The sequence below is a fragment of the Micromonospora sp. NBC_01699 genome, assembly GCF_036250065.1.
Lineage (GTDB): Bacteria > Actinomycetota > Actinomycetes > Mycobacteriales > Micromonosporaceae > Micromonospora_G.
Window position 1 is genome coordinate 7,239,124 of the sequence record NZ_CP109199.1, and the last position, 12,643, is coordinate 7,251,766.

The window sequence follows — 12,643 nt, forward strand, 5'->3', positions numbered from 1 at the left end:
GTGCTCGCACGCCGCTGTTACGCACTCGTCCCGGCCGTCCTCCGGCGGCGCCTCCACCGGCGCCTGCCCTTCGACCGCCAGGTTCGGTTCGCCCGCTGGCTGGGCCGACCCGGCGGGACGCTCGCGGTAACCGTGCGCCAGTGGTACGACGACCGGTCCGAACGCGACACCGGCCGACGCTGGGTCCACCTCGACGGGCGTCGGGTCGCCGCCGCCGTCGACCCCGACGCCACCCCGCTCGGCGTCCACCAGGGCAACCTCGACCGGGTGCTGGCGGCGCTCACCGACGCCTCGGTCGAACACTTCGCCATCCCGCACCACCGGGGGCTGCGCAGCCGGGTCGGCGTGCCGGCCAACCAGCGTGCCGAGGCGCTCCGGGCGGTCGCCGCGCTGCCCGGCGTCCTGGTCGGACGTCCCGGCCGCACGGCGGTACGTCCACGCCCCGGCCGGCGCGGCCCACGGCGCCTGCGGCGGGCCGACGTGGTGCTGGTCTACCGTCCGCTCTGGACCGGCGACCACCTCGCCTACGGCGCCGCGTACGCCTGTGAGCTGGAGTTCTGGACCGGTGGCGACGGCCGGCTGACCGCACCCCGACCGAACGCGCTGTCCCGCAGCCTGCCCAGCTACCGGCCGAACGTCCGGGTGCCGGGCGCCTCGCTGAACCCGTTCGTACCGGCCGGCTACCACGCCGGCTACCCGGTCCGGGCAGACTTCGCCGGGGTCGGCGCCGACGCGATCACCTTCCCGATCGACGCCGTCTACACCTGGTACGACGGCACCGACCCGCACTGGCGGTCCCGTTACCGGGCGGCACAGCACCGCAACGGCCCGACCGGTACGCAGACCGCCGACGAACCCCACCGGCCCGACCGGGACGAACTGCGTTACTCACTGCGCTCCCTGCACATGTACGCGCCCTGGCTGCGACACATCTACCTGGTCACCGACGGTCAGGTGCCACGCTGGTTGGACGTACGCCACCCGGGCCTGACAGTGGTGAGTCACCGGGACCTGTTCACCGGCGACACCGTCCTGCCCACCTTCAACCCGTACGCGGTCGAGTCGGTCCTGCACCTGATCCCCGGCCTGGCCGAGCACTTCCTCCACCTCGACGGCAACGTCCTGCTCGGCCGTCCGGTGCTACCCGGCACGTTCTTCCACCCGAACGGCCTGACCAGGTTCTTCCCGTCCCGCACCGACCAGATCGACCTTGGCGAACCGGCGTACACCGACGCGCCGGCCACCGCCGCCGCGAAGAACAACCGCCGGATCATCAACCGCCGGTTCGGCCGGGTGATCAGCCAGCACATGAAGCAGGCCCCGCATCCGCTGCGCCGCTCGGTGCTGGCCGAGATCTGCGCCGCCGTCAGCGAGGAACTCGCCGCCACCAGGCGCCACCAGTTCCGGCACCCCGGCGACCTCAGCCTCGCCTCGGCGTTGCACCACCACTGGTCGTACCTGCGCGGCACGGCGGTGCCCGGCCCACTGCGTCACCTGCGCGTCGACCCGGCCGACCCGCAGGCCCCGCTGTGGCTCAACCACCTACTGACCCGGCGGGACCACGACGCCGTCTGCCTGGACGACACCTCACCCGCCGGGGCCGGCCGGGACCGGGCGGACGCGACCGTACGCACCTTCCTGACCGGCTACCTGCCGGTCCGGTCCCCGTGGGAGGTGACCGTCGAGGTGGAGGCGGAACGCGCCCACCAGACCGCCACCGAACTCGCCCACCTGCTCCAGCCGGGCACGGGCGCCACCGGTACGGTGCCACTCGCCCGCCCCGGCCGGGCCAACCCTGCTCCAACCCCACTGAAGGATGCTCAGGCGGGGCCGCCCTCCCCGGTCGGTCTCAGCGGGGCGCCCCCAGCGCGGCCGTGATCGCCTTCGCCAGGGCGGCGATCACCAGCGCCACCGACGGGCGCACGGTCGACTCCTCCAGGCTCACCTCACCGCTGAACCCGGCCCCGCCGGCGATCTCCGCCAACCGCCCGTGCGCGTCCGCCAGGGCCGGGCCGGACAGTCCCAGGCTCGGCGTCATCCGGCTCGCCGCGACCAGGGCGGCCAGCGCGGCCGTACGCTCGTCCGGCGCCTGTTCCCCGGTGAGCGCGACCGCCAGCCGGCCCCGGATCTCCGTCTCCAGCGTCGGGTCCGCCACCGGGTAACGGTGCACGTGGATGTGTCCGAGCGCGGTCTCGTCGACGTCCCGGAACACTCCCCGGGCGACCAGGCCGGCCAGGATCCGGTCCCGCAGTCCGTGCCGCAGCCGCTGCACCCACGAGGCCGGGGTGTGCGGCGTGTCCGCCGCCATCCGCCCCAACACCTCGTCGTTGATCGGGTTCCCGGTCGGCAGCGGGTCGCTCACCACTATCGATCCATCGGCGTACGCGACCCGGCCGGCCAGTGCCAGGTCCACCAGGACCCCGGCGGCCATCGCGAGGTCGAGCCCGATTCGCGATCCGGTCGCTTTGCCCGACTCGTCGTCGTACGCGAGCAGGAGCAGTTCTTCGGCCAGCGTCACACCAGTCATGGCCCGAGACGGTAGTCGGTCCACGCACCGACGCGCAGGTCGCCCGGCCGGCGTCGTACCGGCACGCCGTAGGGTGTTTCCGGTGCAGGCCATTCTCGCCACGCTCGGCTACGTCCTCTCCCCCGACGGCAGCCGGGTGCTGATGATCCGGCGCGACACCCGCCCCGACGACCTGCACTTCGGCTACTACAACGGGCTCGGCGGCAAGCTCGAACCCGGCGAGGACGTGGTCGCCTGCATGCGACGGGAGATCCGCGAGGAGGCCGGTCTCGAATGCGAGGCGCTGGAACTCGCCGGCACGATCTCCTGGCCCGGCTTCGGCCGCAACGGCGAAAACTGGTTCGGCTTCCTGTTCCGGATCACCCGCTGGTCCGGCACCCCGTACGAAACCTGCCCCGAAGGCACCCTGATCTGGACCGACCTGTCCGACATCCTCGCCGCCCGAGTCCCCATGTGGCCCACCGACCAGAACTTCCTCCCCCTGGTCTTCGCCCCCCACCCCCAGGTCTTCCACGCCTCCCAACCCTTCCACCAGGGCGCCCCCGCCCCCTGGACCCACTCCCTCACCGAGGCACCCCCGACCCCGGATACAGAGAAAGAGTGCCTATCCCCGCAGGAATAACCACTCTTCCTCTACAACTGTGCCCACCACCCCGCCGGCTCTGACCGCAACCAACGACGCGAGTCGACCGAGCGCCGCCGCGGTGTCTTCGTCCGAGGACGGCGAGGCGAAGCCTTCGCCGCCCGCAGGACGAAGTCACCGCACTGGGCGGCGCGAAGCGGAGCGAGCCAGCGACGGCGGAGCCGTCGCCAGCCAGCAGGTTCTAGGCGACGGCGAAGCCGTACGCCTAGAACCTGGGCATCCCGCCGAATTGGCGGTCGCCGGCGTCGCCGAGGCCGGGGACGATGAACTTGCGCTCGTCGAGCTGTTCGTCGATGGCGGCGGTGACCAGGCGCAGGGGCAGGCCGGTGCGGTCGAGGCGGTTGATGCCGTCGGGGGCGGCGAGCACGCAGATGACGGTGATGTCGGTGCAGCCCCGGTCGGCGAGCAGCCGGCAGCAGTGCTCCAGCGAGCCGCCGGTGGCGAGCATCGGGTCGAGCACCAGCACCGGGCGGCCGGTCAGGTCGCGGGGCAGCGACTCCATGTAGGCGCGCGGTTCGAAGGTGTGCTCGTCGCGGGCGAGGCCGACGAAGCCCATGGACGATTCGGGCAGCAGCGCGAGGGCCGCGTCGGCCATCCCGAGGCCGGCCCGGAGTACGGGTACGAGCAGCGGCGGGTTGGCCAGCCGGATGCCGTCGGTCTGTGCGACCGGGGTCTGGATCGGGTACCGCACGATCGGGAACGAGCGCGCGGCCTCGTACACCAGGGTGGTGGTGAGTTCGTGTAGGGCGGCGCGGAATGACGCCGCGTCGGTACGGGCATCGCGCATCGCGGTGAGCCGCGTCTGGGCGACAGGATGATCAACGACGAGTACGTCCACGATCGCTCAACCTACCGAATGCGCCGACCGGTTGGGCGGGACCGGGTCGACCGGCCCATTCTGCCTGTCTGCCGGCGGCGGGTGCGGCCTGCCGGTGCGCGCCGTGTGCGGCCTGTCTGCGGGCGGCGTGGAGGTACACGTCGCAGATGGCGGCGGCGTACCGCTCGGGGGTGTGTTCGGCGGCCCGGTCGGCGGCGAGTTCGCCGAGTCGGCGGGCGGCGACCGGGTCGGTGAGGAGCCGGAGCAGGGCGGCGGCGAAGCCGGTGGCGGTCGGGTCGGCGCAGTCGGCGGCTCCGGCGAGCGGCCCGTGCCGGTGCAGGACCGGGTCGACGAGTACGGCGGGGACGCCGGCGAGAGCTGCTTCCTGGAGGACGAGTGCCTGGGTGTCGGTGCCGGAGGGGAAGGCGAGCACGTCGGCGGCCCCGTACGCGGCGGCGACGGTGCCGGGTGGTTGCTGCCCGATGACGGTGATCCGACCGGCGACGGCGGGTCCGACGGTACGGAGCAGTTCGGCCAGCCAGCGGGGCTCGTAGATCGCCCCGATCAGCACCAGCCGGGCCCGGTGGCAGTCGGCGAGCAGCGTGGCGAAGGCGTTGATGAGCAGGTCGACGCCCTTTTCCCGGTTGACCCGGCCGACGAACAGGACGACCTTGTCGGCGGGGTCGACGCCGTGCGCGGCCCGGAACGCGGCGACCTCGCCCGGCGTGGTGTGGCGGGCGGCGACCCCGGTCGGGACGAGGAAGACCCGGTCGGCGGGGACCGGCAGGCTGATCCGGTCGAGTACGGCCCTGGTCGGTACCACCACCGCGTCGGCGTCGCCGAGCAGGAGCAGGTTGGTGGCGTCGAGGGCGGCCCGGCGGCGCAGGGCGGCCGGGTCCCGCAGCATCGGGGCGGCGCTTGCCCGTTCGGGGCCGGCGCCGACGGCCGGCCGGGGTACGCCGAGCCGGTGGGCGTACAGGCGGACCGCGCCGCGCAGCGCCCTGGTCGGCACCCGGTACGCGTCGACGTACGCGTGCAGGTCGGTGTGGTACGTCTGGACCAGCGGCAGCCCGAGTCGCCGGGCGGTGAGTACGCCGAGCAGTCCGACCGGGCCGGGGGTGTGTACGTGCACGATCTCCGGTGCGGTGGCGGCGATCTCGGCGATGGTGCCGGTGGCGGTGGCGCCGTGCAGCAGCCAGGGCGAGAGCCGCAGGTCGGCGACGCCGCAGGGCAGTGCCCGCAGCCGCATCAGGTCGGGTTCGCCGGCCTGGCCGGGGTGTCGGGGCACGACGGTCAGGCCGGGGTGCCCCCGGTCGGCCAGCGCCCGCACCAGGGTGCGGATGGAGCTGACCACCCCGTCGCGACGGGGTAGGTAGGTATCGGTGAAGTGCACTGCTCGCACGCCGAGGACGGTGGGGGTTGGGTGCCAACAGCGGATGTCGCTGGTTCGACCGCGCGGTGAAGTCTGGCGGTCCGGTCCAACAGGTGAGCAAGATCACATCGATGCGCGGGTGCGTAGACTTGCCGCCATGACGGCGACAACGACGTCGGCGCGGTCCGACCTCTCCGAACTGGGGCGGTCCGAGGCCACGCTGCGTACCTTCCTGCATGGCCTGCCCGGGGTGGACCAGGTCGGCGCGGAGCAGCGGGCGGCCATGCTCGGCACCCGTTCGATCAAGACCACGGCCAAGGCCTGGGCGATCGACCTGGCGATCCGCATGGTCGACCTGACCACGCTGGAGGGCGCCGACACTCCCGGCAAGGTGCGCGCGTTGAGTGCCAAGGCGCTGCGGCCGGACCCGGCCGATCCGTCCTGCCCGGCCGTCGCCGCCGTCTGTGTCTACCCGGCGATGGTTCCGGTGGCGGCCGAGGTCCTGGCCGGCTCGGGTGTGCACCTGGCCAGCGTGGCGACGGCCTTCCCGTCCGGGCAGGCGCCGCTTGAGGTCAAGCTCGCCGACACCGCGGCGGCGGTCGCGGCCGGCGCCGACGAGATCGACATGGTGATCAGCCGGGGTGCCTTCCTCTCCGGCCGCTACCGCGAGGTCTACGACGAGATCGTGGCCGTGAAGGCGGCCTGCGGCGACGCCCACCTGAAGGTCATCCTGGAGACCGGTGAGCTGGCCACGTACGACAACGTGCGGCGGGCCTCGTGGCTGGCCATGCTGGCCGGCGGGGACTTCATCAAGACCTCCACCGGCAAGGTCCCGGTCGCCGCCACCCTGCCCGTCACGCTGGTGATGCTGGAGGCGGTACGCGACTTCCGCGACGCCACCGGGCGCCAGGTCGGGGTCAAACCGGCCGGCGGGATCCGGACCACCAAGGACGCGATCAAGTACCTGGTCACGGTCAACGAGACGGCCGGCGAGGACTGGCTGTCCCCGGACTGGTTCCGGTTCGGCGCCTCGACGCTGCTCAACGATCTGCTGATGCAGCGGACCAAACTGACGACCGGCACCTACTCCGGTCCCGACTACTTCACCCTGGACTGATCATGGCTGTCTTCGAGTACGCGCCGGCGCCGGAGTCGCGGTCCGTGGTGGACCTGCGCCCGTCGTACGGCCTCTTCATCGACGGGAAGTTCGTCGACCCGACCGACGGCGGCGCCTTCAAGTCGGTCAACCCGGCCACCGAGGAGGTGCTGGCGGAGGTCGCCGAGGCCGGCCCCGGTGACGTGGACCGGGCGGTACGCGCGGCACGCAGGGCGTACAAGAAGGTCTGGGGTCCGATGTCGGGGCGGGAGCGGGCCAAGTACCTGTACCGGATCGCCCGGATCATCCAGGAGCGGGGCCGGGAGCTGGCGGTGCTGGAGTCGCTGGACAACGGCAAGCCGATCCGCGAGTCGCGGGACACCGACATTCCGCTGGTCGCCGCGCACTTCTTCTACTACGCCGGCTGGGCCGACAAGCTGACCCACGCCGGCTTCGGCCCGGACCCGCGCCCGGTCGGCGTCGCCGGCCAGGTCATTCCGTGGAACTTCCCGCTGCTGATGCTGGCCTGGAAGATCGCCCCGGCACTGGCCGCCGGCAACACGGTGGTGCTCAAGCCGGCCGAGACCACCCCGCTGACCGCGCTGCTGTTCGCCGAGATCTGCCAGCAGGCCGACCTGCCGCCGGGCGTGGTCAACATCGTCACCGGCGCCGGCGAGACCGGTCGGGCGCTGGTCGAGCATCCGGGCGTGGACAAGGTCGCCTTCACCGGCTCGACCGAGGTCGGGCGCGCGATCGCGCGCTCGGTCGCCGGCAGCCGCAAGAAGCTGACCCTGGAACTCGGCGGCAAGGCCGCCAACATCGTCTTCGACGACGCCCCGATCGACCAGGCGGTCGAGGGGATCGTCAACGGCATCTTCTTCAACCAGGGGCACGTCTGCTGCGCCGGGTCGCGTCTGCTGGTCCAGGAATCGGTCTACGAGCCGGTGCTGGCCTCGCTGAAGCGGCGGATGGCGCAACTGCGGGTCGGCGACCCGCTGGACAAGAACACCGACATCGGCGCGATCAACTCGGCCGCGCAGCTCGACCGGATCCGGGAACTCTCCGAGGTCGGCAGCGCCGAGGGCGCGCAGCGCTGGTCGCCGCCGTGCGAGCTGCCGGACCGCGGTTTCTGGTTCGCCCCGACCATCTTCACCGGGGTCACCCAGGCGCACCGGATCGCCCGCGAGGAGATCTTCGGGCCGGTGCTGTCGGTCCTCACCTTCCGCACGCCGGCCGAGGCCGTCGAGAAGGCCAACAACACGCCGTACGGGTTGTCGGCCGGAATCTGGACCGACAAGGGTTCCCGGATCCTGTGGATGGCCGACCGGCTGCGCGCCGGTGTGGTCTGGGCGAACACGTTCAACAAGTTCGACCCGACCTCGCCGTTCGGCGGGTTCAAGGAGTCGGGCTACGGTCGCGAGGGCGGCCGGCACGGGCTGGAGGCGTACCTCGATGTCTGAGACTGTGGACCGGCCCCGGCTGGCGGTACGGAAGACGTACAAGCTGTTCGTGGGCGGGAAGTTCCCGCGCAGTGAGTCGGGGCGGTCGTATCTCGTGCAGGACTCGAACGTGGCGCTCGCCTCCCGCAAGGACGTACGCGACGCGGTGGTGGCGGCCCGCGCGGCGGTGAAGGGCTGGGCGGGGGCGACCGCCTACAACAGGGGTCAGATCCTCTACCGGGTGGCCGAGATGCTGGAGGGCCGGCGGGACCAGTTCGTCGGCCTCGGCCTCGACCCCGCCGAGGTGGACGAGGCGATCGACCGCTGGGTCTGGTACGCCGGCTGGGCCGACAAAATCACCCAGGTGTACGGCAGCGCCAACCCGGTCGCCGGCCCGTACTTCAACCTGTCCAGCCCGGAGCAGACCGGCGTGGTGGGTGTGGTCGCGCCGACCGACTCGGCGCTGCTCGGGCTGGTCAGCGTCGTCGCTCCGGCGATCGTCACCGGTAACACGGTGGTGGTGCTGGCGGCCGAGCAGGCACCGCTGGCGGCGATCACCCTGGCCGAGGTGCTGGCCACCTCGGACCTGCCCGGCGGCGTGGTGAACCTGCTCACCGGCCGGCCCGCCGAGACCGCGCCCTGGCTCGCCTCACACGCCGACGTCAACGCGATCGACCTGACCGGCGTCGACGACCCGGAATTGGCCCGCACCCTGGAAGAGGCCGCAGCCGGCAACCTGAAGCGGGTTCTCCGCCCCCCGGCCCAGCCCACCAACTGGACCGCCGACCCGGGCCTACGCCGGATGACCGCCCTCCTAGAGACCAAGACCGTCTGGCACCCCAAGGGCATCTAACCCCCGAGCGCTGGCGACAGATGCAGAGAAAGAGTGCTTGTTCCGCTGCGGATAGGCACTCTTTCTCTGCATGAGGCGCCCCACTGGTGGGTGGGGGGCTACGACGGGGAGTAGTAGGGTTGGGGGGTGACACGACTGGGTGACCTCGAACGTGCGGTGATGGACGTGCTCTGGGACCGGACCACCGGTTCGACCAGCGGCGCGGGGATCACCGTACGGGAGGTTGCCGATGCCCTGAGTGAGCGCGAGTTGGCGTACACGACCGTGATGACCGTGCTGGACCGGCTCGCCGGCAAGGGGATGGTGGAGCGGGAACGGGAGGGGCGGGCCTGGAGTTACCGGCCGGCGGCCAGCCGCGAGGCGCACATCGCCCGGCTGATGCTGGACGCGCTCGACCTCGCCGGCAGCCGGGACGCCGCCCTGGTGCGGTTCGCCCGGTCGGTCACCGGCACCGAGGCCGAGGTGCTGCGGGCGGCGCTGACCGACGAGGCAGCGGACCGGCAGGGCTAGGGCCATGACGTACGCCGCTCATCTCGCCGGTACGGCCGTGGCGTGCTACCTCACCGCCACGGTGCTGCTCCGCTCGACCTGGACCTGGCGCAGCCCCCGGGTGGCGATCGTCTGTTGGCAGGCGCTCGGGCTGGCGCTCGGCCTCTGCGCGATCGGGCTGCCGATGTCGATCGGGCTGGCCGCCTACGACGAGGGGATCGGGGGCGCGCTGCTGCACCTGACCCGCGACCTGTTCCGGGGAACCCTGCCCGCGGGGCTGGGCGTGACCCAGCTAGCGCTGGTCGGGGTCGGTCTCGGGGTGGCCACCGCCCTGCTCGGCTCGACCGTCCGGGGCCTGGTCAGCGCCGTACGCGTACAGACCCGGCACCGGCAGTTGCTGGACCTCGTCGGCCGGGACGATCCGGCCGCACCGGGCGCGCTGGTGCTCGACCACCCGAGCGCGGCGGCGTACTGCCTGCCGGGGATGCGGCCGACGGTCGTGGTCAGCGCCGGCACCCTGGACCTGCTGGACCGTACCGAGCTGGCGGCGGTGCTCAGCCACGAACGGGCGCACGCCGACGAGCGGCACGATCTGGTGCTGCTGCCGTTCACCGCGCTCTGCCGGGCGCTGCCCCTGGTGGGTTGGCTGCGGCGGGCGTCGGAGACGGTGGCCCTGCTGGTGGAGATGCGGGCCGACGACAAGGCCCGGCGGTTGCACGCGGACGGGCCGCTGGCCAACGCGCTGCTCCGGTTCGCCACCGCCGGCTCGCGGGTCGCCCCGGCCGGCGCGCTCGGCCTCGCCGACGCACACCTGGACGCGCGGGTGCAGCGCCTGCTGGTCGCCGGCCCCCGCCCGTGGGTGCGCGGCCTGACCAGTCTCGCCGTCGCGACGACCCTGGTGGCCCTGCCGATCACCCTCTTCTTCGCCTGACCGGGTAGGCAGCGCCGGCTTCTTCGCCTGACCGGGCAGGCAGCACGGGCCTGCCCGCCTGACCGGGCACCGCAGACCGCTGCGCCCGTCCGGCGCGACCCGTGGGTCAGATCGACGGGTCCGGGTGGCCGACGACGATCTCGGCGAGCCGCTGCGGGTGTTCCAGGAAGGCGAAGTGACCGGTTTCCGGTAGCACGATCGGCTCCACCCCGAGCGCCCGCGCCGTACGCGCCCGTTCGACCGGCCGGGACCAGTCCTGTTCGCCGTAGATCAGGGTCACCGGCGCCGTGATCCCGGCGTACAGGTCGCGGGCGGCACTCCAGGAGCGCCAGTTCTGGTAGACGTTCCGCTCGACGTAGTGGAAACCGGGGCGCCTGAGGGTGGCGTCGAACTCGTCGAGCAGCGGTCCGGGAATCGTCTTCCCGTCCGCCAGGCCACCCTGGAAGATCCGGCTGGTGACGAGCTTGTTCTCGGCTCTGCCGAGGGCCGCGCCCACGCCCGGCAGGGCCACCCCGCCGAGGACGAGGTCGGCGAACCGGTTGCCGCGCCGGATGCCGTCGGCGAACCGGGTGTCGTAGTCGTACGGGTTCGACGCGACGACCCGGACGACCGACTTCGGTACCTGGCTGGCGACGGTGAGCGCCAGGACGGCGCCGATCGAGTCACCGACCATGGTGACGTCGCGCAGGTCGAGCCGCGCCATCGTGTCGATCACCCCGCGCCGCAGGTAGGGCTCGTCGTACTGGACGGTGGTGGCCTTCGAGGAGCGCCCGTGGCCGGGCAGGTCCAGGGCGTAGATCGTGTAGTGCCGGGCGAGCATCGGGATGACGTCGCCGAAGTATTCGAGCTGGGTCCGGATGGTGTGCAGCAGCACCAGCGGCGGGCCGGAGCCGGCCCGGAGATAGTGCATGGTGCGCTGGTCGTCCAGCCGCAGGTCGGCGAGGTCGCCGAGGTCTTGTACGCGCATGGGGACAGTCCCGTCGTGGGGCCCGACCGTGGATCGCAGGCGTTCGCCTCCCATGACATCAGCGGGGTTGCCCCGTTTCCTGCTGGTTCCCGGTGATTCACCCTGCCGGTGCCGCATCGGTCCGGCGGGTCGCTATCTACTACTAGTCGTCGTAGACTGGGAATTACGACGGGACGTAGTAGAGATAGGTAGCGAAGCTACGTGTAGGCTCGCTATGACATGCGAGCCGACTGGTTTGGGGATGGCCATGGACGCACTGCTGATCGCCCGTCTTCAGTTCGCCGCCACGACCTCCATCCACTTCCTGTTCGTGCTGGTCACCCTCGGGCTGGTCACGATGCTGGTCTACCTGCAAACAGCCTGGGCGATCACCGGAAAACCGGAGTACGAGCGACTGACCCGGTTCTGGGGCACGCTCTACCTGATCAACTACGCGCTCGGCATCGCCACCGGGATCGTGCTGGAGTTCCAGTTCGGGCTGAACTGGAGCGGCCTGTCGCGGTACGTCGGCAACGTCTTCGGCGCACCGCTGGCCGTCGAGACCCTGGTCGCCTTCTTCCTCGAATCAACCTTCCTCGGCATGTGGATCTTCGGCTGGCACCGGCTGCGCCGGGGCGTACACCTGGCGCTGATCTGGGGCGTCGCGATCACCGCGTACGCGTCGGCGTTCTGGGTGCTGGTGGCGAACTCCTGGCTACAGAACCCGGTCGGCTACCGGACGGAGGACGGCGTCGCCCACCTCACCGACTTCACCGCGCTGCTGCGCAACCCCACCCTCGGCATGGCCTTCGGTCACGTGGTGAGCGCCGCCGTGCTCACCGGCGGGCTGCTGCTGGCCGGGGTCGGCGCGTACCAGCTCATCCGGCGTACGCCCGACTACGCGATGTTCCGCCGGTCGCTGCGGATCGGGCTGGTCACCTCGGCCCTGGCCAGCACGATGGTGATGGGATTCGGGTTCGCCCAGTTCGGGGCGATCGGAGCGGTCCAGCCGACCAAGTTCGGCGGCGACGCCGAACGATCCACGATCGTCGCCGAGTGGACCGCCCGATTCGGTCCGGGCGACTACACCCCACCGGTCTGGAGCAACGCCGCGCTCGGCTTCATGATCCTGATCGGCTTCGCGCTGGCCTGGAGCTGGCTGCTGCTGCCGCTGCTGTTCCGGGACTGGATCATCCGGCTGCGGTTCCCGCTCTACCTGCTACCGATCGCCGTACCGCTGCCGTTCGTCGCGGCCATCCTGGGCTGGCTGGCCCGCGAGGGCGGACGCCAACCCTGGGCCGTGTACGGGCTCCTCCCGGTCTCCGACGCGGTCACCCCGATCTCCGCCGGCGTCCTGCTCACCTCGCTGATCGGCTTCACCGCGCTGCTCGGCGCGCTCGCCGTGACCAATTGGACCCTGCTCGCCCGGCAGGCCCACCGGGGCGCGCACGACCTCGCCCTCGGCCGGCCGCCACAGCCCACCGGCGACGGTGGCGAGCACCAGCCCACGCACGTACTGGCCGGATAGGA

At 71.9% G+C, this 12,643-nt stretch carries 12 protein-coding genes; 8 read left to right on the forward strand and 4 right to left on the reverse strand.

Annotation, left to right across the window (positions count from 1 at the left end; genetic code table 11):
- The first annotated feature begins 132 nt into the window (after window positions 1-132).
- Window positions 133-1,878, forward strand: a complete 1,746-nt coding sequence (locus OG792_RS29760) for a stealth conserved region 3 domain-containing protein (protein ID WP_329104473.1) — start codon at window positions 133-135, stop codon at window positions 1,876-1,878.
- Here OG792_RS29760 and OG792_RS29765 read toward each other — a convergent pair.
- Window positions 1,850-2,527: a GOLPH3/VPS74 family protein gene (locus OG792_RS29765; protein ID WP_329104475.1), complete on the reverse strand. Its 678-nt coding sequence runs from the start codon at window positions 2,525-2,527 to the stop codon at window positions 1,850-1,852. The two genes, OG792_RS29760 and OG792_RS29765, sit on opposite strands and share 29 nt — an antisense overlap.
- Window positions 2,528-2,609: 82 nt before the next feature.
- On the opposite strand from OG792_RS29765, the gene OG792_RS29770 reads away from it, so the two are divergent.
- Window positions 2,610-3,149, forward strand: coding sequence for an NUDIX hydrolase (locus OG792_RS29770; protein WP_329104477.1), 540 nt, complete (start codon window positions 2,610-2,612; stop codon window positions 3,147-3,149).
- A 226-nt stretch (window positions 3,150-3,375) separates the two neighbouring features.
- On the opposite strand, the gene upp is transcribed toward OG792_RS29770, so the two are convergent.
- Both upp and OG792_RS29780 read right to left on the reverse strand, forming a co-directional pair.
- Window positions 3,376-4,008, reverse strand: coding sequence for a uracil phosphoribosyltransferase (gene upp / locus OG792_RS29775; protein ID WP_329104478.1), 633 nt, complete (start codon window positions 4,006-4,008; stop codon window positions 3,376-3,378).
- Complete coding sequence (locus OG792_RS29780) at window positions 3,989-5,389, reverse strand: glycosyltransferase (RefSeq protein WP_329104480.1); 1,401 nt, start codon at window positions 5,387-5,389, stop codon at window positions 3,989-3,991. The genes upp and OG792_RS29780 overlap by 20 nt, the downstream gene beginning before the upstream one ends.
- Window positions 5,390-5,516: 127 nt before the next feature.
- On the opposite strand from OG792_RS29780, the gene deoC reads away from it, so the two are divergent.
- The 5 genes from deoC to OG792_RS29805 all read left to right on the forward strand — a co-directional run bounded on the left by deoC (window position 5,517) and on the right by OG792_RS29805 (window position 10,167).
- Window positions 5,517-6,476: a deoxyribose-phosphate aldolase gene (gene deoC, locus OG792_RS29785; protein WP_329104482.1), complete on the forward strand. Its 960-nt coding sequence runs from the start codon at window positions 5,517-5,519 to the stop codon at window positions 6,474-6,476.
- Window positions 6,477-6,478: 2 nt separating this feature from the next.
- Window positions 6,479-7,915: an aldehyde dehydrogenase family protein gene (locus OG792_RS29790; RefSeq protein WP_329104484.1), complete on the forward strand. Its 1,437-nt coding sequence runs from the start codon at window positions 6,479-6,481 to the stop codon at window positions 7,913-7,915.
- On the forward strand, window positions 7,908-8,747 hold the full coding sequence (locus OG792_RS29795) for an aldehyde dehydrogenase family protein (RefSeq protein WP_329104486.1): 840 nt from the start codon (window positions 7,908-7,910) through the stop codon (window positions 8,745-8,747). Before OG792_RS29790 ends, OG792_RS29795 begins: the two co-directional genes overlap by 8 nt.
- A 126-nt stretch (window positions 8,748-8,873) precedes the next feature.
- Window positions 8,874-9,257 (forward strand): BlaI/MecI/CopY family transcriptional regulator, encoded by a 384-nt coding sequence (locus tag OG792_RS29800; RefSeq protein WP_442932325.1) that lies wholly within the window; start codon window positions 8,874-8,876, stop codon window positions 9,255-9,257.
- 4 nt (window positions 9,258-9,261) lie between these two features.
- Window positions 9,262-10,167 carry a M56 family metallopeptidase gene (locus tag OG792_RS29805; protein ID WP_329104488.1) on the forward strand — a complete coding sequence of 302 codons (906 nt, stop codon included), beginning with the start codon at window positions 9,262-9,264 and terminating at the stop codon, window positions 10,165-10,167.
- Window positions 10,168-10,273: 106 nt separating this feature from the next.
- On the opposite strand, the gene OG792_RS29810 is transcribed toward OG792_RS29805, so the two are convergent.
- Window positions 10,274-11,134 (reverse strand): alpha/beta fold hydrolase, encoded by an 861-nt coding sequence (locus OG792_RS29810; RefSeq protein WP_329104490.1) that lies wholly within the window; start codon window positions 11,132-11,134, stop codon window positions 10,274-10,276.
- A gap of 247 nt (window positions 11,135-11,381) precedes the next feature.
- On the opposite strand from OG792_RS29810, the gene OG792_RS29815 reads away from it, so the two are divergent.
- Window positions 11,382-12,641, forward strand: a complete 1,260-nt coding sequence (locus tag OG792_RS29815) for a cytochrome ubiquinol oxidase subunit I (protein WP_329104492.1) — start codon at window positions 11,382-11,384, stop codon at window positions 12,639-12,641.
- Window positions 12,642-12,643 lie beyond the last annotated feature (2 nt).